The organism is Candidatus Obscuribacterales bacterium, assembly GCA_019744775.1.
Classification (GTDB): Bacteria; Cyanobacteriota; Vampirovibrionia; order Obscuribacterales; family Obscuribacteraceae; genus SBAT01.
In genome coordinates, this window is record JAIETZ010000003.1 from 130226 (window position 1) to 152627 (window position 22402).

The 22402-nt window shown below is 47.8% G+C and carries 23 protein-coding genes and 2 tRNA genes; 15 read left to right on the top strand and 10 right to left on the bottom strand.

Annotated features, from left to right (window positions below; all coding sequences use genetic code 11):
- Positions 1 to 49: 49 nt before the first annotated feature.
- The 5 genes from hslO to tpiA form a co-directional block, all read right to left on the bottom strand.
- Positions 50 to 943 carry an Hsp33 family molecular chaperone HslO gene (gene hslO, locus K2Y22_07295; protein ID MBX9878250.1) on the bottom strand — a complete coding sequence of 298 codons (894 nt, stop codon included), beginning with the start codon at positions 941 to 943 and terminating at the stop codon, positions 50 to 52.
- A gap of 164 nt (positions 944 to 1107) precedes the next feature.
- Entirely contained in the window at positions 1108 to 1980 is an 873-nt protein-coding gene (gene prmC / locus K2Y22_07300) for a peptide chain release factor N(5)-glutamine methyltransferase (protein ID MBX9878251.1), read from the bottom strand.
- Between the two features lie 2 nt (positions 1981 to 1982).
- Positions 1983 to 3059 carry a peptide chain release factor 1 gene (prfA, locus tag K2Y22_07305; protein ID MBX9878252.1) on the bottom strand — a complete coding sequence of 359 codons (1077 nt, stop codon included), beginning with the start codon at positions 3057 to 3059 and terminating at the stop codon, positions 1983 to 1985.
- A 139-nt stretch (positions 3060 to 3198) separates the two neighbouring features.
- A tRNA-Ser gene (locus tag K2Y22_07310) sits at positions 3199 to 3286 on the bottom strand.
- A 165-nt stretch (positions 3287 to 3451) separates the two neighbouring features.
- Positions 3452 to 4252, bottom strand: a complete 801-nt coding sequence (gene tpiA, locus K2Y22_07315; GenBank protein ID MBX9878253.1) for a triose-phosphate isomerase — start codon at positions 4250 to 4252, stop codon at positions 3452 to 3454.
- Positions 4253 to 4309: 57 nt separating this feature from the next.
- On the opposite strand from tpiA, the gene lipA reads away from it, so the two are divergent.
- From lipA to cobS, 3 genes are read left to right on the top strand one after another with little or no spacing between them, the layout of a single operon-like run.
- Complete coding sequence (gene lipA, locus K2Y22_07320) at positions 4310 to 5212, top strand: lipoyl synthase (protein MBX9878254.1); 903 nt, start codon at positions 4310 to 4312, stop codon at positions 5210 to 5212.
- Positions 5212 to 6432: a hypothetical protein gene (locus K2Y22_07325; GenBank protein ID MBX9878255.1), complete on the top strand. Its 1221-nt coding sequence runs from the start codon at positions 5212 to 5214 to the stop codon at positions 6430 to 6432. The genes lipA and K2Y22_07325 overlap by 1 nt, the downstream gene beginning before the upstream one ends.
- Entirely contained in the window at positions 6429 to 7190 is a 762-nt protein-coding gene (gene cobS, locus K2Y22_07330; GenBank protein MBX9878256.1) for an adenosylcobinamide-GDP ribazoletransferase, read from the top strand. Before K2Y22_07325 ends, cobS begins: the two co-directional genes overlap by 4 nt.
- A 55-nt stretch (positions 7191 to 7245) precedes the next feature.
- Here the strand turns inward: cobS and K2Y22_07335 are convergent, their stop codons facing one another.
- Positions 7246 to 8280, bottom strand: coding sequence for a hypothetical protein (locus tag K2Y22_07335; protein ID MBX9878257.1), 1035 nt, complete (start codon positions 8278 to 8280; stop codon positions 7246 to 7248).
- 209 nt (positions 8281 to 8489) lie between these two features.
- On the opposite strand from K2Y22_07335, the gene K2Y22_07340 reads away from it, so the two are divergent.
- Entirely contained in the window at positions 8490 to 8768 is a 279-nt protein-coding gene (locus tag K2Y22_07340) for a BrnT family toxin (protein MBX9878258.1), read from the top strand.
- Positions 8752 to 9063 carry a BrnA antitoxin family protein gene (locus K2Y22_07345; GenBank protein MBX9878259.1) on the top strand — a complete coding sequence of 104 codons (312 nt, stop codon included), beginning with the start codon at positions 8752 to 8754 and terminating at the stop codon, positions 9061 to 9063. Before K2Y22_07340 ends, K2Y22_07345 begins: the two co-directional genes overlap by 17 nt.
- Here the strand turns inward: K2Y22_07345 and K2Y22_07350 are convergent.
- Both K2Y22_07350 and K2Y22_07355 read right to left on the bottom strand, forming a co-directional pair.
- Complete coding sequence (locus K2Y22_07350; protein MBX9878260.1) at positions 9060 to 11696, bottom strand: hypothetical protein; 2637 nt, start codon at positions 11694 to 11696, stop codon at positions 9060 to 9062. The two genes, K2Y22_07345 and K2Y22_07350, sit on opposite strands and share 4 nt — an antisense overlap.
- Positions 11697 to 11703: 7 nt before the next feature.
- A complete protein-coding gene (locus tag K2Y22_07355) occupies positions 11704 to 12312 on the bottom strand; it encodes a PDZ domain-containing protein (protein ID MBX9878261.1) in 609 nt (202 codons plus the stop codon).
- 324 nt (positions 12313 to 12636) lie between these two features.
- Here K2Y22_07355 and mdh point away from each other — a divergent pair, with 324 nt between their 5' ends.
- From mdh to K2Y22_07380, 5 genes are all read left to right on the top strand, one after another.
- On the top strand, positions 12637 to 13575 hold the full coding sequence (gene mdh / locus K2Y22_07360) for a malate dehydrogenase (protein MBX9878262.1): 939 nt from the start codon (positions 12637 to 12639) through the stop codon (positions 13573 to 13575).
- A gap of 181 nt (positions 13576 to 13756) precedes the next feature.
- A complete protein-coding gene (locus K2Y22_07365; GenBank protein ID MBX9878263.1) occupies positions 13757 to 14815 on the top strand; it encodes an ester cyclase in 1059 nt (352 codons plus the stop codon).
- Entirely contained in the window at positions 14815 to 15303 is a 489-nt protein-coding gene (gene lspA, locus K2Y22_07370) for a signal peptidase II (GenBank protein ID MBX9878264.1), read from the top strand. The genes K2Y22_07365 and lspA overlap by 1 nt, the downstream gene beginning before the upstream one ends.
- Complete coding sequence (locus tag K2Y22_07375) at positions 15281 to 16237, top strand: RluA family pseudouridine synthase (GenBank protein ID MBX9878265.1); 957 nt, start codon at positions 15281 to 15283, stop codon at positions 16235 to 16237. The genes lspA and K2Y22_07375 overlap by 23 nt, the downstream gene beginning before the upstream one ends.
- Positions 16238 to 16256: 19 nt before the next feature.
- The gene (locus K2Y22_07380) at positions 16257 to 16601 is read left to right on the top strand and encodes a LapA family protein (GenBank protein ID MBX9878266.1); all 345 of its coding nucleotides are present in this window, start codon (positions 16257 to 16259) and stop codon (positions 16599 to 16601) included.
- On the opposite strand, the gene K2Y22_07385 is transcribed toward K2Y22_07380, so the two are convergent.
- Positions 16602 to 17153 carry a bifunctional nuclease family protein gene (locus K2Y22_07385; protein ID MBX9878267.1) on the bottom strand — a complete coding sequence of 184 codons (552 nt, stop codon included), beginning with the start codon at positions 17151 to 17153 and terminating at the stop codon, positions 16602 to 16604. It abuts the gene before it with no gap.
- Between the two features lie 344 nt (positions 17154 to 17497).
- On the opposite strand from K2Y22_07385, the gene K2Y22_07390 reads away from it, so the two are divergent.
- The 4 genes from K2Y22_07390 to K2Y22_07405 all read left to right on the top strand — a co-directional run bounded on the left by K2Y22_07390 (position 17498) and on the right by K2Y22_07405 (position 20283).
- Positions 17498 to 17577, top strand: a tRNA-Leu gene (locus tag K2Y22_07390).
- Between the two features lie 165 nt (positions 17578 to 17742).
- A complete protein-coding gene (locus K2Y22_07395) occupies positions 17743 to 17997 on the top strand; it encodes a hypothetical protein (protein MBX9878268.1) in 255 nt (84 codons plus the stop codon).
- Positions 17990 to 19642: an ATP-binding protein gene (locus K2Y22_07400; protein ID MBX9878269.1), complete on the top strand. Its 1653-nt coding sequence runs from the start codon at positions 17990 to 17992 to the stop codon at positions 19640 to 19642. Before K2Y22_07395 ends, K2Y22_07400 begins: the two co-directional genes overlap by 8 nt.
- A gap of 71 nt (positions 19643 to 19713) precedes the next feature.
- A complete protein-coding gene (locus tag K2Y22_07405; GenBank protein MBX9878270.1) occupies positions 19714 to 20283 on the top strand; it encodes a hypothetical protein in 570 nt (189 codons plus the stop codon).
- Here K2Y22_07405 and K2Y22_07410 read toward each other — a convergent pair.
- Complete coding sequence (locus K2Y22_07410) at positions 20269 to 20646, bottom strand: cytochrome c (protein MBX9878271.1); 378 nt, start codon at positions 20644 to 20646, stop codon at positions 20269 to 20271. The two genes, K2Y22_07405 and K2Y22_07410, sit on opposite strands and share 15 nt — an antisense overlap.
- Positions 20647 to 21016: 370 nt before the next feature.
- Between K2Y22_07410 and murA the strand changes: the two genes are divergently transcribed.
- Positions 21017 to 22345: a UDP-N-acetylglucosamine 1-carboxyvinyltransferase gene (gene murA / locus K2Y22_07415; GenBank protein ID MBX9878272.1), complete on the top strand. Its 1329-nt coding sequence runs from the start codon at positions 21017 to 21019 to the stop codon at positions 22343 to 22345.
- The last annotated feature ends 57 nt before the right edge of the window (positions 22346 to 22402 follow it).

Consider the following 22402-nt stretch of genomic DNA (forward strand, 5'->3'; position numbering starts at 1 on the left):
ATTTGGTTGTTCAAACCGACTATATAGTAGCGCGATTATGTCAGTGTGACTAAGATTGGCTTTCACCAGACTTGTTTGAAAGGTCCAATAAAAGATCTTTGTCGACTTGATAAACGTTGTTGCAAAATTCGCAGCGGCCTTCGGCTTGTCCATCTTCGTTGGCCATCGAAAGTAGGGAAGCTTTATCGAGGACTTTCAATGCTTCGACAAAACGTGCTTTTGAGCATTTGCACTGGAAGCTTAGTGGCAGCACTTCAGTAATTGGGCGGACATCAAATCCTTGCAAAATTCTAGACAGGATTTCTTCAATGCCCATTCCTTGTCTCATGAGAAACGTGAATGTACCGAAAGTGCTAACGTTGTTTTCCAACTGGCATACAGTATCTTCGTTGGCATCAGGCAATAATTGAACAATCAATCCGCCGGCAGCCTCAACACCTTCGCTTGTAATATGAGTACCGATAATGACTATCGAACCGGTTTGTTCCGAATCCACTAGATAGCGATTTATGTCCTCAGCAATTTCGCCTGTCTCCAATTCAACGGTCGATTGGTGCGGCATGCCAAAGCCGCGATCAATTATCACGTGCAAGTAGCCCGTGTTTCCTACAGCTGCCCCAACATCAAAATTCCCCAGGGAGTTTAACGGTAACTCAACCTGGGGATTTTCTACGTAGCCTCTAACGGTGCCTTTGGGATTTGCGTCAACCATTACCGCTCCCAAGGGTCCATTGCCCTGGAACTTTAAGGCTACCTGTCCCTGTTTAGTGACAAATGAAGCCAGCAACGACGCGCCTGTCATTGCCCGTCCAAGAGCGGCAGTAGCTGTGAAAGAGAGGTTGTGACGCCTGCGGGCTTCGGCTACGAGATTTGTGGTCGTGGCAATGACGGCTCGGATAGTTCCATCGGAAGATATTGCTTTTAAAATGCCGTCTTGCATCATGTTCGTAACGCTCCGGTAGTTTTGTCGATCCGACAACACATTTAGTGTTGTCTCCTTACCTTCGCTTGCCTCCGGCAATCCTGGTTAGCTTCGCAGCGACCGGCTTCACCGCCGCTCTTGCTCAGCTACTAGTTTTCCTCATTTTAGCAGCTTCTCAAGCGCAATCAAGTGGATTTAATTGGGCGGGTAGCCGTTAGCACTCTAGGTAGCCCATTCATGTCTTGGTGGATTTGGACCAGGCGCCATCCAGACTCTGCGAATAGTTGAGCAAGCGCTGTTTCTTGTCCGTCTCCAAATTCAAGCACGATTTGACCGTTAGTCTTGAGATGGAGAGGAGCAAGTTTTACAAAACTACGATAGAAGCTAAGTCCATCGGCATCGTCGCCAAACAACGCAAGCTCCGGTTCGAAGTCAATTACCTCGGGGGCAAGAGAGTCTTTCTTGCTCCTGGGGATGTAGGGTGGGTTGGAAACAATTGCATCGAGATCGGATGGAAGATTGTCTTGCCAGTTGCCCAGTATCAGGGTAAGCCTATCAATGACACCATTCTGCATGGCGTTCAGTTTACTTAGCTCAATAGCCGCCGGCGACAAATCAATGGCAGTGACTTGCGCTTGCGCTAATTCGGTAAGCAACGATATTGAAATCGCTCCGGAACCGACTCCAATTTCGGCGATGACTGGTGTGGCGATGTCTCGAAGTAGCGTGATGGAGTTTATGACGACCGTTTCTGTGTCGGAGCGTGGAATGAATACACCCGGCGCTACCGTCAGCTTCGTATTCATGAAGTGCGTGTAGCCGAGGCAATACTGCAAGGGCATTCTCTGACGGCGCTTTTCTACAATTTGCGCCATTCGCTCAGCTTCTACTTTGGATAAAAGCCTGTCTTCCTCAAGAAGCTGCTCCGCTTGAGACAAGTCGGTTATGTCATTGATTATCCAGTTGGCTTCGCTTAAGGCTTCGCCATCGCTCAAGCCAATCTGCTTGAGGTCCGAAAGCAGTTGCCGTTTAGCTGTCTTAATCGTCAGTTCGGGCACTCTTAGGAAATCGCTGACTCCAGCAAATAGCGCTGGTTGACCAAAATATTTGCTTCGATAATCTTGTCCATATCGCCTTCGATGATTTGATCAAGACCAAAGTTTTGGTTGATGCGGTGATCGGTAACACGATTATCTTTGTAGTTGTAAGTGCGAATCTTTTCTGAGCGATCGCCGGTGCCGACTTGTGCGCGCTTCTCGTCGCTCAAGGCTTTTTGTTGGGCTTCCAATTCCATTTGATAGAGCTTGGCTCGCAGAATTTGTTTGGCGCGCTCTTTGTTTTGCAATTGGCTGCGTTCTTCCGAGCAGGCAACCATCAATCCCGATGGTTTGTGTACGATGCGCACGGCTGTTTCTACTTTGTTGACGTTTTGTCCACCGGCGCCGCCTGAACGCATGGTGGAAATGTCCAAATCGTTTTCATTCAATTGAACATCTACTTCGTCTGCTTCCGGCATTACCGCAACAGTTGCTGTTGATGTGTGTACACGACCGGAGGCTTCCGTAGCTGGTACGCGCTGTACGCGGTGAACGCCAGACTCGTATTTTAGTCGGCTGTAAACATCGGCGCCGCGGATGTTGAGAATGACTTCTTTGTAGCCGCCCATGTCGGCCGCGTTAGCGCTAACCATTTCTGTTTGCCAGCCGCGCTTGTCGGCGTACTTGAGATAAAGGCGGAGCAAATCACCGGCAAAAATTGAGGCTTCATCGCCACCTGCGCCGGCACGAATTTCCATGATGATGTTTTTGTCGTCGTTAGGATCTTTGGGAAGAAGCATGATCTTCAGCTTCTCGATTAACTCATCTTCCTTGTTCTTGAGCATTGCTGATTCTTGCTCGGCAATTTCGCGAATTTCTTTGTCGGACTCGGTGCGTAGAATTTCTTGAGCGCCTTCGCGTTCTGCTTGGGTGCTCTTTAACTCATTGAACGCTTCTACAGTTTGTTCAAGAGTGTGACGTGTCTTGGCTAAGCGACGGAACTCATCCGGTCGCGACATGATTGTCGGATCAGCTAACTGCTCTTCCACTTTCTGAAAATCGCGCTCGATTTCCTCGAGCTTGTGAATAAAGTGATCCATTTGTAACGCTCTGGTTCCGCTAACGCTACACCTTCGCTTAGCGTTCGCCGCTCCCGCTTCACTGCGATCCGCTCCTCGCGGCTCTTCGCTCAGCTACGAACTACCCATCCTCCGACGTTTTGATACCGAAGAAAAAACTCGGAGAGGGAGGGATTCGAACCCTCGCTGCGCTATTAACACAGACAGTCTTTCCAGGACTGCACGATAGACCACTCCGACACCTCTCCATATTTAGCGCTCCGGTTCAGACAAAGTCTTCACCTTCGCTTGGCTCCGCTTGTCCCGCCTCGCAGCGACCTGCTCATCGCAGCTCTCGCTCAGCTGAGTCTTAGGAACTCTACGCGCCGGAGAAAATATTATAGCTTATCAAGTCCCGAGTTTTGGGGCTGTTTCTAGGCTTTCGACGAGCAAAGCTGGGCTTTCTTTGCGCCCGCTTTGATGATGGCTAGAAACTCGTCAGCAGCAAGGCTGGCGCCGCCTACGAGGGCTCCGTCAATGTCGGATTGAGCGAGTTGTTCTTCTATGTTGGAAGCTTTTACGCTGCCGCCGTAGAGGACAGGAATGGTTTCCGGGAATTCTTTAGATTTGAAGAGGTTGCCAATTGTTGTGCGAATCAACTTGGCAACTCGATTTGCCTCGGCTGATTCACATACTTTGCCTGTCCCGATTGCCCAGACTGGCTCGTAGGCTATGACCAAAGTCTTGAGTTCTTCCATTGTCAGGTCTGACAAAGCTGCAGCAATTTGTCTTGAGATAACCGAGTCAGCCAAATTTGACTCGCGCTCATCGAGAGTTTCGCCAACGCAAACAATTGGGATTAGCTTATGTTTAAGAGCGGTCTTTAACTTCAAGTTAACTGTGGCGTTAGTTTCGCCAAAGAATTGGCGTCTTTCCGAGTGTCCAATGATGACATAGGTCACGCCTAAGTCAGTCAACATGTTGGCAGCAATTTCGCCTGTGAAAGCGCCGGACTCATGGTGGTCCATATTTTGAGCGCCGACATCAATGCCTTTGCCGGCAGCGGCTGCCACTGTTGGCAAGCTTGTGAAAGGAGGACAGAGAACGATCTTCGGCAATTCTTTTTCGTTTTTAATTCCCTGCAAGATTGCTTCGGTGAGCTGCTTAGCTTCGCCGGTAGTTTTGTGCATTTTCCAGTTGCCGGCAATAATCGGCAAACGATGAGCATGTGCCACGGCATATCCTCCTTGTATCTGTAGACCCAAATTCTAACCGATGTACAATACTTTCGTATGGAAATAAAAGAACAGATCGCAAGTGAAGAGCTGCCAACAAGACTTCCCGAGTGGTTGAAGAAGAACATTCTCAACACCGAAGAAAATCGTGGCGTTCGAAAAATACTCAAAGAACAACGCCTGAACACTATTTGTGAAAGTGGTCGTTGCCCGAATAAGGGCGAATGCTGGGCAAGCGGTACGGCAACGTTCATGCTTATGGGTGCAGTGTGCACACGTACGTGCCAATTCTGTGCGGTCAACAAAGGCAAGCCGCAACCATTAGAAGAAGATGAGCCGACGCGCGTGGCAATGGCTGCGAAGAACATGAATCTTCGACATGTTGTTCTTACATCGGTTAATCGTGATGAGTTGCCGGATCAAGGTGCTAATCACTTTGCCAAAACCATTAGAACTTTGTACGAAACAATTCCTGGTGTGGCAGTGGAAATTCTCACGCCGGATTTTCAGGGACGCAAAGAATGTCTGGAGATAGTGCTGGCAGCCAAACCATCTGTGTTTAACCACAATGTAGAAACTGTGCCGCGTCTCTACAGAAAAGTACGTCCGGGTTCTAAGTACGATAGATCACTTTCTGTTTTAGCAATGTCAAAAGAAATTGATGCGAGCATCCCAACTAAGTCAGGCTTGATGCTTGGGTTAGGCGAAACGCAGGAAGAAGTCTTGCAAGTAATGGCTGATCTTCGCGCGATAGATTGTGATTTCCTGACGCTTGGTCAGTACATGCGTCCGACAAGAGATCAGTTGCCGGTGCAGCGTTATGTCACGCCGGAAGAATTTGAAGCGCTCGCCGACAAGGCTGAAGCAATGGGCTTTAAAACGGTGCACTCGGGACCATTGGTAAGAAGCTCTTACCACGCTAAGGAAGTCTATCAAGATTCTCAATTGGCTTCGGTGTAATGCTCGATAAGGATACCCTTCAACCTGGCGGTCTCAAGGAAGCACAACGTTGCTTTCTCGAAAAGAAGTACGATGAGTGCTTCTTCCATCTTAAGACGCATTGGATCGAGAATTTTGATGATATGGAAGCCGTCAAGCTCTTCTCGGACTTGATGAAAGCGCTAGAGCACAAAGACTTGAGCGCTAGCTTTACCTCGCTTTGCACTGATGAAGGCAAGGTCACAGACGATCCGAAATTGATGTTTGAGACTGGCTATAAGCTAATCGACACCAGGCAATATGAATTGGCAGCTCTATTACTAAAACGATGCGCGGCAATAGTCCCTGATGATCCAGCGCTAAATTATGAGCTTGGATTTGTTTTGATGTTGCAAAAGAAATTTAGTGAAGCGATTTTCTATCTTGAAAAATCCTTTGCTCATGAAATGACTTTTGACACGGCTCTAAATTTAGGCGCGTGCTTTGCGCTTTGCCGAAGAATGAATGATGCTCGTGAACTGCTCGTGCGCATGACCACTCTTGCTGAAACGGAGCAGGAAAAGGCCGCAGTTGTTGAGCATGAACACATTTTGAAGCGCTTAGAGCATTTTGCCGGGCAATCAGAAATGGATGCTCGTGATTGGGCTTATGTGCTTTATGGATCGGTGCTGTTGGATGCCGTGAGCCTCGAAAGCCAATTGGAGGACTACAAGTCAATTGCTGGGATTTTGGTTCAGCTGAAGAATTTTCTCAAATCGTCTTCGGATATCACAGTGATTGAATATTTCAATTTGAAGGCACGACCAATTGCTGAATGCTTGGCCGGAATGCTCAAATTGCCGGTGCAAAACTACAAGGGTCCTCTTCAATCAGGCAAAGCCTTGACGGTAATTGCAAATGGCGATGATATCATTGGACCTCATAGAAGTTTTCTTCCTCTTTCTGAGGAGCGTACGTTGTTTGTCTATTCGCTGGGACTGGAGCCATTGCCTTTGATAATGGAATTGATTGGCAAGTTGCCTGATGTTTTGTTGCCTTGGGACAATGACGAACAATTGACCGATTTTAAGGCAAGCTCCGAAAAGCTTCTCAATGCTGTTGGTAAAATAAATGGCAATGAAGCAGTCTCTGCGTCTGCGCAGAAATTGTTCGCGTACTATCAAAAGAAAAAGTCGCTCTTGCTGTGGAATAACGCTGAAACATATTCTGAAAGACCACAATACACGGCGGAAATTCCATGAGCGTGATTGAAAAGATCGCCTATACGGCCTCATGCGTAACGACGTTGCCTTTCTTGGAGAAGGTGCAAGAGCGTAGAAACTCGCCTTCCGGATTGGCGATTTATTTACCGGCGGTTGGATTGATAATCGGCGGTATTCTGGCTGCGATGTCTTGGATGCTTTCGTCGCTGCACGTTAATCAAATGTTGTCTGGAGCGATGCTTGCAATAGCTTGGCTTATTGTAACTGGTGGCATTCATCTTGATGGATTGATGGATACGGCCGACGGCATCTTCTCGCATCAAGGCCGTGAGCGAATGTTGGAAATCATGAAAGACAGCAGAGTCGGCAATTTCGGTGTAATGTCCGGATTTGTTGTTCTCATTCTAAAGTGTGCTTGTTTGGCTGTAATTCCAAAGACTCTTTTGCCTATCGTATTGCTTCTTTCACCTGTCTGGTCGCGTTGGTGCGAAGTATTGGCAATTGGTGGTTATCCGTACTTGAGACCGGAAGGGTTGGGCAAAGTGTGGCATGACACAACCAAATCGAGCGATGTGCTTCTGTCCTTATTCGTGCCTCTTGTAGTAACCGCAGCGGTATTTATGTCCGGCTTTTCCGGAGCGCTAATTTTGGCTGCCGCAACTGTTGTTGTCGGATGGGCTAGTGCGTACATCTTGAACAAGAAGCTTGCTGGGCACACGGGTGATACATACGGTGCAACGGTGGAGCTTTCGGAAGCGCTGGGGTTGTTGGTGTTTGTCTTAACAGTTGCGGCCTGAATTCTTTGGAACGGGCGCATGCAATGCGCCCCTACAAGAACAAGGGCAGGCACGTCTAGAAGCTTGTGCTGGGACTCTTCAAGAATGAAGGCGTATTGTCTTTCTCGTTTGGAATTAGGCCGGGAATGTTGTCCGGATTAGCTGGATTTGGCAGATTGGGATCCAGTCCGGGTAGAACAATTGGGTTGTCCCCCGCTGCTTTTGCTCGAGCGGCTTCTGCTTCGCGGCGGGCGCGCTCGGCGTCGACTTTGCTTTGCCAGTCTTGTACTTGCTGATCGTAGCTGGCTTGATCTTCTTTGATTTGTTGCATCAATTGCATTTTGCGAATTCGATAGTCGGCAACGTTAGCAATATCCAGTTCGTTGACTTTCTTGGCGCCTTTGGCAATTGCGTTGTAATCCGCCGCTGATTCGGCATTATCGAGAGCTTTCTTCAATAGCTGGCGATTTACATCATGCATGTTTAATGACTCGATGCTGTTTAGAAGCACGCACAGACGCACCGGATTGTCTTCTTGCGTTATAAGATTTGCGATGGACTTGTGTGCCAGCTTCTCCATGCCCATCGTGCGGACTTCTTGCGCGAAGTAAATTGCTTCTTCTGGTGATGTAGTCTGTTGATAGACCTTTTCCATTGCCATTTCAGCAACATCATTGAGTCCTAAATGTTGTGCGTTGACCGCTAGATTCTGCAAGTCCGCGTCCGCGTTGGTATTGTCGATAAGAGTTTTAATTGCTTGCCTGGTTAATTCAAAGAATTGATATTGCCGAGAAGTTAGTGCAACCAACATCAAGTCGTGGCTTGTCCTGCAAAGACTAAGCGCTTTTCTCACACATTGCCTGCGAACTTCCATCATCGGAAACCCATAAGTCTGAGTAAGATTTGCCAAATTGAGGCATTCATCTACAGTCGTCACGGATTCCAGCACAGAGATAATCATCGTACCTGCCATCTGGATTTTTCCAGTCTTAAGCAGTTGTTTTATCTGTAATATCTTTGCTTGGTTTTCATCCGGCAGCGGAGCTATCGGCTTAGCTTCTTTGAATTTGGCTGCATACGCAGGTGCCGGGCTGCAAATGGGAGCCGACATAATTGCTCCAATCAATAGAGGATAAATGAGTTGAGAGCTTTTCATATGGTGATTAAACCACAACTTTAAAGCAGTGCTGACAACTGCATCTGCAATTTAATTCAATGCATTGAACTTTTTTACTGTTTTTTCGTCTTTATGAATAGAGCGGTAGAAGAGTGTTGTCAGAGTGTACGTACACCTTGACATATTTACAAGATGTATTTACAATGACTATAAGATTCGAGTGGGACGAATTGAAGAACCAGCGAAACATTATCGAGCGAGGGCTTGATTTTGCGGACGCGATTGAAGTCATAAACAATCCAGCATTTATTCAACAAGATAAGCGGAAGGAATATGGCGAGGACAGATTTATTGCTGGTGGACTTTCCCAGGGACGATTTGTATTCGCTGTCTACACGGTTCGTTCAAGCGAACTAGTACGAATCATTTCATTTAGGAAGGCAAATAGGCGTGAGAGAAAGAGATATGAAGAGAAAATCTAGAACAGATTGGAAACGAGTAGATGCCATGACTGATGACGAAATCGATTATAGCGAGATTCCTGAACTCGATGATGAATGGTTCGAAAATGCTGTATGGGGCATTCCTGTCAAGGAAGTAATAACCATTCGCTTTGACAGCGAAGTTCTAGAATGGTTTAGAAAAAGTGGTCCCGGATATCAGACGAGAATCAATGCAATTCTGAAGGCTTATGTTGATGCACAGAAACGAAAGGTCGAAGCTGCAAAATCAACCAGAAAAGTTGCCAAAAGCGTGAAGTCGCGTAAGCGTGCTTAGGAGAGTCCACGTACGGTGGCGAGTTCAAACGGTCGGACGGAGAGAATTGAGGAGTTCTTTTCTTTTTTCGATTCGCCGTTCAGACTGCACTCTGTGACACTTTCTCTGAAAAGGTTGCCAGATAATTGGATTTCTTGAATCTTGTCTGTTGGATTAAGCACGCGTAAGACTGGGGCATTGCCGTCGTTATGCAGGGAAACAACGCGGGTTGCGTGATTGTTCAAACGAACCATGTCCGCCTGTTTGATTGAAGTTTGTGAAAGACAAGCCCAGAGGCGACCTTCGAATTGCTCGGCTATGTTGTAGGCATCAGTTTGTTGTGGAAGAGGAGCCCAGGCGTAGGATGTTTTATTTGGGCCGAGGCAGTTTGCTTCCGGTGTCGGTAAGTGTGGTCCGGCGCCGCCGCCACGGGTTCTCATTCGTCCACGGGAGAGTAAGGAGACGGAGCGCAATAAGGTGATGGCGATGTTGTTGCCATTGACGGCGTATTCCGGTAGCCCGGAGTTGAGGAATATTTGATCGTTGGCGATGAAGAAGCGTTGGCAGGGGAAGCGGTCGACGGGGGCTTCGGTTCCGATTTCTACTGGTAGTTCAACGGTTTCGTTTTTGTGTTGACGTTTTACAAGCGAGAAGTGATTTTCGGAAAGAGTTTCTTTTACGGTGTTGCCTGTATTGAGTAATACTTCCAGCCGGTGGTCTTTTGATTTGTTGTCCCAGGTGGTTTCAAAAAATACGATTGGGACATTCTTGCGGACTGAGACTTCTGTCTGGATTTTGTGAGTGACGAGTTTAGTCGAACGAGATAATTGTGGAATTTGATTTAGTTCTAAATCGCCAGGTGCTTGAATCACTTGGTCTGGGATTTTTATCTCATAGTTGAGGATTATTGAAGAAACCAATGGACCTTTGCTGCCAATTTTCGCGCTGATGAATTTTGCTTCTATCGGCATATCATTCGGCAGTGGATCAAAATTGTAAGTATCGCCACCGTCGCCAACGTCTTGCAGGCGATGGTCTAGGTTGTATCTTTGACCGTCTTTGGTGATTGCCGAAATGCCACCGTCTTTGGAGACTTCAACCGTCAGTAATTCATTGGTAATTGTTTTGACGTCGGCAGTGCTTGTGGAGCATGTGCTTGCGACCTTGTCATTGAGCTTTGGCGCGCCCTTTGACCATTGAACACTTGTCGCGCCAATGCCTGGCACTGTGCCTGGCCAGACCCAGCCTTCGTTGTATTGTAGAAGTTTGTAGTAGGGCGTTATGCCTGGTCCTGAGAATAATTCGTCTCGTTTTTCTGTTTTGACGATTTGGATGTTGGGTGATTTCTTGTCCTTTTCCTCGCTGTACCAGGTCATGTAGACAGGATAAGCTTGGTCTTGGCCGGAAAGATTGAAAACAGTCAGGTGATTGTGATTGCGGGCAGGATCATTCTCCGAAAGTTGGCTAATCGAAGACTGGTCGTTTAACGACAGGCGTGCTCGTCTTTCCAGTGCATCTAGAATATTGTTGAAAGAGTCTGTGCGTACCATCATTTCTCGATGCACTTCATCAACGCTGCAGCCGCAGATGCTGTCGTGTGGTTGGTTTTGAAGCAGTAATTCCCAAGCGCGAGCAAGCTCGGCATGCGGATATTCGACTTTGCCCTCGGCGGACAGAAGTGTAAACAATGGTTCGATGATGTTAGTGATTCTATGCTCAGCAAGACGATTCGCTCGCTTTAAATAAAGTCTTGTCGAAAGAACTCCGGGTAATAGATATGCTCGCTCGAAAAGCTTTGCTTCGGTGTTGTCGCGCAATTCGCCGGCTACTGTGGAGAGTTGCCCGTTGCTTGCTGTTATCGATGCAGAAAGTAGATTGATAAAGTCGTTAGGCTGTATTACCCAGGTGTCAATGCCTTCACCTTTCAACTTCTCGTCAATGCTTTCAATTGTCTCGGAGAAATCTTTCGGTGGAAAAATATGATCGCCACCGACAGGACAAAGTGCTCCGTCGATAAATGAGCAATATGAATTAGCTAGATGATTTGTTTCCGGACTGTGATTGAGCCAGGTTTTTAACGATTTGGAAAGTTCGTCAGTACTTTTATCTTCGTGGAATTGCGTTTGATAATAGCCGCGATTGAGGTGGTAGGTCAGCACGCGACTTCCATCGGGGCTTTGCCACCAGAAGACAGGATTGGTTTCGACTTTGCCAACACCACGCCAGACAATTGCGTTGTTAATGCCAAATCCGCTAAGTATTCTTGGCAAGTCTTGGCTGTGACCAAATGTATCCGGGCAATAACCAATCATTGCCGGTTTTCCAAATTTGCTTGTTGTCTCTAGTCCGAGTTTGAGATTGCGAATGAGACTTTCGCCGGATACAAGCATTTGATCTGCAAGTATGTACCAGGGCCCTGCCGATAATTTTCCGAGAGCCATTTGTTGTTTGATTCTGTCGGCAAGATGTGGTGCAATTTCAAGTGCGTCTGTAATAATCGCTGCTTGTCCATCCAAGTAAAAATTTGGAAGTGAGCCGTCATCAAGTCCGTTTAAAACGCGATCCAAAAGCGCAGGAAGTTGGCAGCGAAAACTTTCAAAGGGCAGATACCACTCTCTGTCCCAATGTGTATGAACATACAAGAAGAGCTGCATCAAAAACCTACATGTGGGTTAAGTAATCGCGCCTGACATAGGGATCGGTAATGTCGTTCAAATCCATTCTCAGCATCTTGTAGGATGAGTAATCACCTTGTCGCTGAATTGATAGCGTGACTTCTGTTCCTGGTAAGCCGACAATCATGTCGTAAACTTCTTCTTTGCTCAAGCCGACAGTGGGAATGCCATCGACTGCCACAATAATGTCGTCGTTGCGCAAGCCGACTTTAAACGCCGGCGTCAGCGGGAATACCCTGTTGATTACAGGCGGTCTGCCCATCGACATGACGAATTTTACGCCGATGATACCAATGCCGGAATTGGCGCTACCCGATAATCCTTGATCGCGAGCATCACCACGCAGGAATCTTTCCCAGTCTGACTGACCAATACCGCTGCGCATGTTGGGTTGATTCTGTTTGATGGAGCGTTGTATGCCGCCTTTTAATGCCGGACCAGTCTTTGGAGCCGGTTGGCTCTGAATCGGTGGGGCTGTTTGGGGTACGATGCTGTCCAATTCCGGCACAGCAGGCTTCAGGACAGGCTTGTCCTGCGCGTAACAGGGCAGACCGGCAAATGCCACGACTAACACAAGCGAAATAGGCCAATTCAAATTAAGGAATCCTCACTCTTATCTATAAGCATAACTTGAAATTACTTACCCGTGTTGGGGATTTGCCCTAGGTTTTTTGTTCCTTTTACGTAATGCTCCGTCTACATTTCATTTTGCCTTCACTTGCTTCCGGCAAAACGCGTTCGCTCCACTGCGACCGCTTCATCATCGCTCTTGCTTCGCTTCCCATTTTTGCGTGGAAATTGTGGTAAGCTCAAGGGACTTAAAAGGCTGACTGGTGCGCTTCTGCGCTAGATCAGAAAAACAGCGGTTGCTAGATGGCAAGCGTTGCCTCCCAATCTATAAGACACAAGGAGAACAATCGTGAGCAAGGTCACAGTTGTTGGTTCAGGTTTCGTAGGCGCTACAGTCGCCCAATATGTTGCCGAAAAAGATTTAGCTGATGTCGTTTTGATAGACATTTTGGAAGGTATTCCACAGGGTAAGGCACTTGACCTCCTCGAGGCTGCCCCTGTCAACATGCACGGTCGCAGCATCATTGGCACAAATTCGTATGCCGATACAAAGGGCTCGGACATTGTCGTAATCACAGCCGGTATTGCTCGTAAGCCAGGTATGTCACGCGACGATTTGCTGAAAACCAATGCTGGTATTGTGCAGAGTGTTGCAAAAGAAACATTCAAGCATTCGCCAGATGCAATTTTCATTGTTGTAACCAATCCGTTGGATGTAATGGCTTATTTGACCTGGCAAACAACCAAGTTGCCGACCAACCGCGTAATCGGTATGGCTGGTGTTCTTGACAGCGCACGTTTTGCTGCATTCATCGGCATGGAATTGAACGTTTCTGTTGAAGACATTCGCGCGATGGTACTGGGCGGTCACGGCGACTTGATGGTCCCGTTGCCACGCTTCTCCACAGTCAACGGCATTCCAATTACTGAACTGATGTCGAAAGAGCGTGTTGAAGCACTATGCCAACGCACGCGCGATGGCGGAGCGGAAATTGTTGGTCTCTTGAAGTCCGGAAGCGCCTACTACGCGCCAGGTGCTTCAGTGGCTCAAATGGTTGAGTCCATCTTGCGCAACAAGAACCGCCTATTGCCTTGTGCCGTGCAAGCAGATGGCAAATATGGCATCAAGGACATATATATAGGATTGCCAACAGTGCTTGGTCGTCAGGGTGTTGAGAGAGTGCTTGAACTCAAGCTAAATTCCGACGAAGAAGCGGCTCTCAAGAAGTCAGCTGACGCCATCAAGGAACACATCAACTTGATGAACCAGCTCTTGGTAGCTGTCTAAAACTAGACCAACTGGTAACGTCACCCTGAGAGTAGCGAAGGGTCTCACGTCTTTAACAGGTGAGATTCTTCGCTTCGCTCAGAATGACTGGACCAGGAAGGGCGCATGCAATGCGCCCCTACACCTTTTGTGCAATGCGTCCGTACGATTTTTACGCAGGGTTTGTGGTTACAGCTGTATAATGTCCTTAATTCTGGAAACAGGTCGTCTTTTGGCCACCACCAAGTTTATAGAGGTAATGATGCGTCGATTCTTTTTGCCTGGTTTGTCTCGTCAGTTGACTATTGCCGTGCTGGCAACGATGGTGTTGCCGGTGGTGGCGCAACCAAGTTTGGCTAAGGATGTTTCGGCGGCGCCGGCAGAAGTGTCGAAGAATCCTCTCGGCAAAACTGGAATTTTTGCTGCTGAAGCTACGCCTCCGGTAGACGATAAGGACAGCGCACAAGAGCGCAAAGAGATTGAGACTCTGCTCAACAACATTGAGCGCGAGTGGAATGCTCACAACCTCGAAGGCGTTCTTTCCTATTACGCTGATGATTACATCAACAATGACGGACTCGATAAGAAAGCTGTCGGTGCGTTGACCCAAGACTTTTGGAAGACGTATCCGGATGCAAAATCCAGCTCGACAATCAAGAGCATTCGTGTGGAAGGGCCATTCGTCACCGTTGAATCGCAAGACGTTGCTGATGGTTCAACATCCAAGGAAATGCCAGGTATCGGCGGCAAGGGTGAATTGAGCTCTATCTCCGAAGGTCAGCTTTACGTCAAGAAAGTTGGTCCAAACTGGAAAATAATTGGTGACCGCATCGACTATGAGCGTGTCAGAGTTGCTTTCGGTATTGCTAAACAAATACCGGCTCAATTTGCGGCGCCTGATCAAGTTAGATTCGGCAATCAGTATTCAGCTCGTTTGGAATTGAATCTACCCGCTGGTCTAGCTGCAGTAGGATCTATCACAGCTCAACCATTGCAATATCCGCAGCCACAGCCGACAGATGCTTGGCGTCCAATGGAAAACCCAATTCTTGAGCGCGTAATGAATGCAAACACCAAGAATCGCAATGAGTTGTTGATGGCTACTGTTGGTATAACCAATGCTGCTCGCAATTCGTTAATGGGCATCGCATTTTATACACGTCGACTGAATGTTGTTCCGAAGATGGAAATCGAAAGCGATACAACTAAAGTAACGGCTAACGCTACGCCGCCGGTAACCCCGAGGGACGAAAGCAAGTAATGTGGCTAATCTGGTTTGGTGCTCTTGGTCTCACTGTTTTGGATTTTCTTTCTAAAACATGGGCCAGAACAAATCTGACTTTTGGTACCACTCAGCCATTCATCCCCGGACTGTTGCAGTTCACGCTAACTACTAATCAAGGCGGAGCTTTTGGTCTCGGTAAGCAATATGGTTATTCAATGACCATATTGGCGTTCGCGATTTTCATTGGAATTGCCGTGTGGGCTTTTTTTCGGACGCGGGCAAACGACACACCGAATCTGATTGAAAAGGCCGGCATGGCCTGTTTGCTCGGTGGAGCGATGGGTAATTTATTGGACAGGGTGCAATACGGACGCGTCACCGATTTCTTGGAATTCTCGTTTGTTCCTTTTCCGGTATTCAATGTTGCCGATGCGACAATTGATGCAGGTATCGCTTTGATTTTTATTTCCTACTTGATTGGCTCTAGGGCTTCCGACGACAATGCCGCAAATGCCAACGAATGAAGAAACAGTTCTGACAATTGTTGTGCACTTGGATGCGGGTAATTCACTGCGTCTGGATAAGTACTTAAGCGAACAATTGGAAGAGCTGAGCCGACAACGCATACAAAAGCTAATCGATGACGAAAAGATTTTTGTAAATGGCAAAACAAGCAAGGCATCGCATAAATTAGTCGGCGGCGAAGAGCTTGAAATTCACATCCCTGCCGTGAAGGATTTGGATGTTAAAGCCGAAGACATTCCGCTCTCGATTATTTTTGAAGACGAGCATTTGATTGTGGTCAACAAACCAGCCGGCATGACTACGCATCCAGGCGCTGGCGTGCAGGAAGGCACGCTTGTAAATGCCTTATTGCACCACTGCCGTGGCGCACTTTCCGGAATTGGCGGAGTTGCCCGACCAGGTATTGTTCATCGCTTGGACAAAGACACATCAGGACTTTTGGTGGTAGCAAAAAATGATCAGGCGCACTGGAATTTAGCTGATCAAATAAAACACAAGCGAGCAAAGCGCGTTTATATGTCCTTGCTCGAAGGCGTAATGCCACTGGATGAAGGCATTGTCGATAAACCAATCGGCAGACATCCTACGCGTCGCAAAGAAATGGCTATTGTTGCCGATGGCAGAAATGCTGTTTCGCACTACACGGTAGTAAGCCGATTTAGTGCCTATACCCTTGTGAAAGTTGCACTAGAAACAGGTCGAACCCATCAAATTCGAGTTCATATGGCAAGTCTGGGATATCCTGTTGTGGGTGACATTGTTTACAACAAGAAAAATACCGGCAGCCTGGCCAAGCGGCATAAAATGGGCATCACTGGGCAGTTTCTGCATGCAGCTTACCTTTCCTTCATGCACCCGGTGACAGGCGATCATTTAGAATTTCATGCGCCTTTGCCTGATGATTTGGATAGGCTTGTAAAATCTCTCAAGTAATTCCAATTGGGATAAACAGATGATAATTCGCTATGCGGTTCTGGCAATAAGTATTGTGCTCGCTCTGGCATTTTGTTTGGCCGGCATTTTTAATGGGCAACCAGTGCAGCTCAATATGATTAACTGGCAGGGTGAAATTGCCTTGATGGTTTTGATATTGGGTGCTTTGGCTTCCGGTGCATTGCTTGGTTTTAGCATTACTCAACTGAAAGTCGGCAAAGTATCCCAAGAAAAGAAAAAGCTTGAGTGGGATGCTCAAGACGCGAAGTTAGCTGCATCAGTTAAGTCCGATCGCGAACAGCAACTGGAAGCAAAAATCAACACGCTGGAAGCCGCGCTCAAAACAGCTTTGAAAAACAAGTAATTACTTTCCCGGCGGATCTTCTTTTTTCTTTTTGGTTTCTTTCTCTTTCTCGCTGCCGCCGAAGTCGGAGGCTTTGAGATTGTCTATAAAGGTTTTGAATTCTTCTGCTTCCGCAGTATCTTTTTCCAGATCGGCGGGAATGGTTCCATCTGCCACCACTTGTGGAGATACAAAAATGGGGGCGTGGGCCCTCAATGCAAGTGCTATGGCATCTGATGGACGAGAGTCCATCGGTTTAATTACTTCCTCTAATTTGCCGTTGGGATCCGTCATGGATAACATAATGGTGGCAAAGTAAGTGTTGGCCGAAAGTTCGTTTATCTCAATTTGTTTGACCTTATAACCAAGCGACTGGATCACGCTTAAAAGTAAGTCGTGGGTCATTGGTCTTTCCGGTTTGTAATTGTCTAAGGCTCGCCCGATCGCGTTTGCTTCAGCCATGCCGATCCAGATAGGTAATGCTCGGCGTTTTGTTTCATCGTTCAGTACAACGATAGGATGTCCATTTCGTGCATCCAAGGCTATTCCGGCAACCCACATCTCAATCATCATCGTCTTACTGCTCCGGAATGCCTCTCTTGTTTTTCGTAAAGATTACTTGTTGCAACCTTTCGTTCCCGGCACCTCAAGTCAAAGGTCCAAAAGGCAGGCAGGGTGGCTGTATACGGACATCATGCCTTCCCTAGTGATATGCCCACAATCGGTCTGTTTATGTTGCTAAAAGATAAATTTTTCGCATCTTGGCGCCATTTTCAGCACTTTGGTTCATGCTAACTTGACCTAGCAGGCACGCAATGCATAAACTATTGGATCGGAGCTTTTCCAAGCTGTCCTACCGACTTCCCTTGAGTTTTCTTTAACTGGTAGGATGCACAAAATTGGAACCAAGCTAGCGCGTCCGGGTGGCGGAATTGGTAGACGCGCACGTTTGAGGGGCGTGTGGGTAACCGTGAGGGTTCAAGTCCCTCTCCGGACAAATTTTTTGAATGATGAAACCAAAGGAAGCTCAGCAGTGGTTGCTAAGCTTAACCTGCAACAGCGAGAGCGAGCTTTGCGAATGAGCAATGCGAGTGGAGCGTGGGTTGCTGGATAGCAAGTGAAGGCGAGGCTCTGCGAGCCGGAGCGTTAAAGGAGGATTCTTATGCGCAGTCAGTGGCCGCACACAGTTAGCGATATCGTGAAATCGTTGGACGGTGTTTGGGGTCTTGTAGGTGCCACGGATACACAAGGCAACTTGATTCGCTTAGAGCGCAGCCTGCATGAACCTCTCACTTACAAAATAACTGAGTATGATGGAGTGAGTGAAGACAAAGTAGTTAGGGAACAACTATACCAAGCGGGCGAAAAGGAACAAGCAGTCAAACAATTTGCCCGCGCTTTGGGATTTGATGGCTAAAAAACCGGATTACTTGGGAATAGTTACGCAGGGTTCGCTTTCGGGCGGATTAGAAATGCGTCTCAATGAAAAGGCGTCCGTTGAAGATTTACGTGTTGGACGCTTTGTTGTTGTTGAAGGAAAAAATACGCGCTTCTTCAGCATGTTGACTGATGTAAGCCTGTCTACTGCCAATCCAAGAATACTAGTCAATCCACCACAGGGCGATGACTTTGTTTTAGAAGTGCTTTCCGGTATTTCAACATTCGGTACGGTGAAAGTGCAGCCCATGCTCATGCTTGAGCAAAATGGTAAAGCACAGCCTGAATTAAGCCCGGTCAAAACGATTCCTAGCCATTTTTCGTCGGTTTACGAAGCAACTGCAGATGACTTTGCCTTGGTCTTCGGCGAAGAAGGCAAAGGCGCGGACAACGGCTACTTCAATATTGGGCAGCCTCTCAATATGGATACGCCTATTTGTATTGATTTGTCGAAGTTTGTTGAAAGATCAAATGGCATATTTGGAAAATCCGGCACAGGTAAGTCTTTCCTGACCCGTATTTTTCTGTCAGGCATGATCAGCAAGGATATGGCGTCGGTTCTAGTCTTCGACATGCACAACGAATATGGCTGGCAGGCTATTTCAGAAAACAAATCACAGCCGCGTGTAAAAGGTCTCAAGCAATTATTCGGAGCCGATGTTGTTGTCTTTAGTTTGGATGCCGAATCTTCTCGTGCACGTGGTCTGCCTGATGCGCATGAGCTATACATTGGCTATGACCAGATTGAAATTGAAGATTTAGAGCTTCTGAAATCAGAACTGGCGCTTTCTGAAGCGACTCTGGAAAATGCCTACATCGTCAAAGAGAAATTTGGTCCCAATTGGATATCCACCCTGTTGGAGATGACTCCTGAGGAAATTGACGAGTTTACGGAAACAAACAAGGGACATCCGACGGCCATAAAAACCTTGCAGCGCAGATTGAACACTGTAATCGCAAAGACCCAGTACCTAAAAACTCGTGTCAATCATAATTACATAGATGAGATTATTCGGTTTATCCAAGCAGGCAAACACGTCGTGTTGGAATTTGGTCGCCAGAATAATCTACTTGCCTATATGCTTGCGACAAACATAATCACCAGACGCATTCATAGAGAATACGTCAAACAGTCTGAAGTTTATCTGGCAAATCCTGAAAAGGTAGCGCCGCCGCGCAAGCTGATGATTGTTATTGAAGAAGCGCATAAGTTTCTGTCGCCGCAAGTTGCTAAACAAACTATTTTCGGCATCATCGCCCGTGAAATGCGTAAGTACTTCGTGACGCTGTTGATTGTCGATCAACGACCAAGCGGTATTGATCCAGAAGTGCTCAGTCAAATAGGCACGAGAGTCACGGCCCTTCTAAATGATGAGAAAGACATCGAAGCTGTTTTCACCGGCGTGCCGGGCAGCCAGGCATTGCGAACAGTCTTGTCCCAGCTGGATCCCAAACAACAGGCTTTAGTTTTAGGCTATGCCACGCCGATGCCGGTGGTTGTTCGTGCGCGTCCATTTGATGCGCAGTTTTATCAGGCAGTCGCTCCCTCAAGCGAGATTCCGTCTGATAAGCAGACGCGCCAGGCAATGGCTCGAAAAGCCCAGGCAGAGCTCTTTGGCGGCTAAGGCTATACTCGCCGACGGTTTTCAGCTATTGTTTTACGGGTATCTAAGCTGCAGGGCGGTTGGCGTAAAGCATGCAGGGACAACAGCACGATCAAGACAACTTTATCGAAAAGCGCGATCCGGCAGAGCTGGCCATGTGCATCATTTTGGCGGCCATCTATTTAGGTCTGGCTCGCTACTGCTGGGGGGCGCTCATTAACGCGCACCAGATGCGACTGCTGGTAAACATGATCGGCTTCTTTTGCACGATTGCGTTGCTGTCCATAGTCATCGGCATGCGACCTTACATAAGCCCGTGCAGTCTGCAATTGTCCGGCAAGGGAATTAAGTATCGCGGTCCGTATTGGCCTCAACGTAAGACCGTCAACTGGGATCAAGTCTTTCGTGTGTACCTGAGCCCCGAGCTGATTATCATTCTTTACCATCCGCTGGTTAACAACAAAAGTATGTGGCCGCTGCTCATCCAATCTATTTATTTAGCCGAAAAAGACAAAATCCCCAAGGCAATTTTGAAGTACTGTCCGGTGCAGCCGATTATGCTTACCGGCCCTAATTGGTTGACTCGCTTATTGCTGATTGTCGGATTTGCTATCGTCGCAATTTTTGTTTTGGACAAACTCGGCGTTTTACTTGTTAAGTGATCGTAAATAAGTAACGAGATTTTCCAGCTCGGCGTCGTTGATTGTCTCGACCGATTGCGGAGGCATATTGCCGCGACCTTTGCGAATAATCGCTTTCAATTGAGCGTCATCAGGAATCTTCTCGTTTATTTCTTCCAGGCTTGGACCGATGCCGGCTTTGCCGCCAGGGTGGCAGGTGTTGCAGCTGCGCACAAACAATTGCTCTCCGGTGAGATTCTCTGAGCGAGCAGTTTCTTGACGCTGCTCGGCTTTTTGCACTTCTTCGATGTGCTTCACTTCTTCGGCAATAGAGCAGGCTGACAGTCCCAAAACGACTGCTGCGACAGGAGTTAGTTTGACCAAATCGGCGGACGTGAATCTCATGACAGCTCCAATAAAGAATCCAAAAGGAATTAGCCCAATGATCCTATTGACAAGTGTTCACTAGGCATTGGCAGTTTAACACGCATCGGTCACCAGCCAGAATCGTGATGGAGAGCAGGTTTACGGCGATCAAAAAACTCTTTTCTTTTGTCTGAAATTACGCTAAGGTAATTAAGTAACGTAACGGTTGATAAGCGCGTTAAACACATTGTCTGGTCGGAGTTTGCTGCCTCAATTAACATATAGTTTACGTTGGCCGTGTAGAGTAGGTTTTGAGGGATGACGGGAGTAACTCGTCCTATCTGATCAACAGAACTCCACCACCCAAAAGATGTCACAAAAGTCGATTACTAGAAAGAAACAACAACACATGTCAACAGAAGCCACTCGACTAGAACAACAGGCTCGCCAGAGCCAAATGGAAGCGGTACAAGCCGCAGCGGAACAGAAAATCATCATTCGTGGTGGCAAGCCTTTGAGAGGCACTGTGCGTGTTGGCGGCGCTAAAAACGCCGTGTTGAAGATGATGGCTGGAGCATTGCTCACCAAAGACGTAAGCATTTTGCGCAACGTGCCAAACCTGACAGACGTCTACATGATGGCTGAAGTCATTCGCTATTTAGGCGCCAAAGTCGACATCACCGAAGGGCAAGTTGTAATCGACGCCCGTGATGTAAGAGATACCGAAGCACCGTATGAGCTGGTTAGCCAACTGCGCGCTTCAATTGTTGTTTTAGGACCACTACTTTCGCGCTTCAAGAAGGCAAAGGTTTCTCTGCCAGGCGGTTGTGCAATCGGCGAACGCCGCATCGACTTGCACGAGCGCGGACTGAAAATGCTCGGAGCCGAAGTCAAAATCGAGCACGGCTATGTCTATGCCAACACCGAGAAGTTGGTTGGTACAAGAATTCACTTAGACCGTCCATCCAACGGCGCCACCGAAAACATCATGATGGCTGCTGTTTTGGCTGAAGGTCAGACAATCATCGAAAACGCTGCCCAAGATCCGGAAATCGTCAACTTGGCAGATTTCTTGGTCGCAATGGGAGCAAAGATACAAGGCGCCGGCTCCTACTCCATCATCATCGATGGTGTGAAGCAGGAAGAACTCCATGGCGCTACTTTCGACACCATTCCAGACAGACTGGAAGCAGGCACATTCATTATGGCTGTGCTCGCAACAGGCGGAGAAATCGTCGTCGAAGGAGCCAACCCGCATCACCTCTATGCCTTGATGAGCAAGGTATCTGAAATGGGCGGCGAAATTTCCATGTATGCTCCGGACACAATGAAAATCCGCAGCGACGGTCTGAACAAAGGCACCGACATCACGACCTTGCCTTACCCAGGCTTCCCGACAGACTTGCAAGCACCTTTGATGGCCGTCTTGACCATCGCCGAAGGTACTTCAATCTTGTCCGAGACAATCTACGAAAACCGCTTCGGTCACGTACCCGAACTCCGCCGCATGGGCGCCGATGTAGCCTTAACCGGCAACGCCGCCGTCGTCAAAGGTGTACCGCGTCTTACAGGCGCTGAAGTAAAAGCGACAGACTTGCGCGCAGCCGGTGCACTAATCATCGCCGGACTGGCAGCCGAAGGTATTACCGAAGTTAGCGGACTTATCCACTTAGACCGTGGTTATGAACACCTCGAGTCCAAGCTCCGCAATCTCGGTGCTGATATCTGGCGTCGTTAATCGATCGCAGGTAATTGTTTTTGTAGGGGCGCATTGCATGCGCCCCTATTTGTTGGT

What these genes read in the sequence shown, in the direction of transcription:
- hslO (MBX9878250.1), bottom strand. Translation starts at nt 943, where the DNA reads ATGATGCAAGACGGCATTTTAAAAGCAATATCTTCCGATGGAACTATC.
- prfA (MBX9878252.1), bottom strand. Translation starts at nt 3,059, where the DNA reads ATGGATCACTTTATTCACAAGCTCGAGGAAATCGAGCGCGATTTTCAG.
- lipA (MBX9878254.1), top strand. Translation starts at nt 4,310, where the DNA reads ATGGAAATAAAAGAACAGATCGCAAGTGAAGAGCTGCCAACAAGACTT.
- K2Y22_07325 (MBX9878255.1), top strand. Translation starts at nt 5,212, where the DNA reads ATGCTCGATAAGGATACCCTTCAACCTGGCGGTCTCAAGGAAGCACAA.
- cobS (MBX9878256.1), top strand. Translation starts at nt 6,429, where the DNA reads ATGAGCGTGATTGAAAAGATCGCCTATACGGCCTCATGCGTAACGACG.
- K2Y22_07335 (MBX9878257.1), bottom strand. Translation starts at nt 8,280, where the DNA reads ATGTCGGCTCCCATTTGCAGCCCGGCACCTGCGTATGCAGCCAAATTC.
- K2Y22_07340 (MBX9878258.1), top strand. Translation starts at nt 8,490, where the DNA reads ATGACTATAAGATTCGAGTGGGACGAATTGAAGAACCAGCGAAACATT.
- K2Y22_07345 (MBX9878259.1), top strand. Translation starts at nt 8,752, where the DNA reads ATGAAGAGAAAATCTAGAACAGATTGGAAACGAGTAGATGCCATGACT.
- K2Y22_07350 (MBX9878260.1), bottom strand. Translation starts at nt 11,696, where the DNA reads ATGCAGCTCTTCTTGTATGTTCATACACATTGGGACAGAGAGTGGTAT.
- K2Y22_07365 (MBX9878263.1), top strand. Translation starts at nt 13,757, where the DNA reads ATGTCCTTAATTCTGGAAACAGGTCGTCTTTTGGCCACCACCAAGTTT.
- lspA (MBX9878264.1), top strand. Translation starts at nt 14,815, where the DNA reads ATGTGGCTAATCTGGTTTGGTGCTCTTGGTCTCACTGTTTTGGATTTT.
- K2Y22_07375 (MBX9878265.1), top strand. Translation starts at nt 15,281, where the DNA reads ATGCCGCAAATGCCAACGAATGAAGAAACAGTTCTGACAATTGTTGTG.
- K2Y22_07380 (MBX9878266.1), top strand. Translation starts at nt 16,257, where the DNA reads ATGATAATTCGCTATGCGGTTCTGGCAATAAGTATTGTGCTCGCTCTG.
- K2Y22_07385 (MBX9878267.1), bottom strand. Translation starts at nt 17,153, where the DNA reads ATGATGATTGAGATGTGGGTTGCCGGAATAGCCTTGGATGCACGAAAT.
- K2Y22_07395 (MBX9878268.1), top strand. Translation starts at nt 17,743, where the DNA reads ATGCGCAGTCAGTGGCCGCACACAGTTAGCGATATCGTGAAATCGTTG.
- K2Y22_07400 (MBX9878269.1), top strand. Translation starts at nt 17,990, where the DNA reads ATGGCTAAAAAACCGGATTACTTGGGAATAGTTACGCAGGGTTCGCTT.
- K2Y22_07405 (MBX9878270.1), top strand. Translation starts at nt 19,714, where the DNA reads ATGCAGGGACAACAGCACGATCAAGACAACTTTATCGAAAAGCGCGAT.
- K2Y22_07410 (MBX9878271.1), bottom strand. Translation starts at nt 20,646, where the DNA reads ATGAGATTCACGTCCGCCGATTTGGTCAAACTAACTCCTGTCGCAGCA.
- murA (MBX9878272.1), top strand. Translation starts at nt 21,017, where the DNA reads ATGTCAACAGAAGCCACTCGACTAGAACAACAGGCTCGCCAGAGCCAA.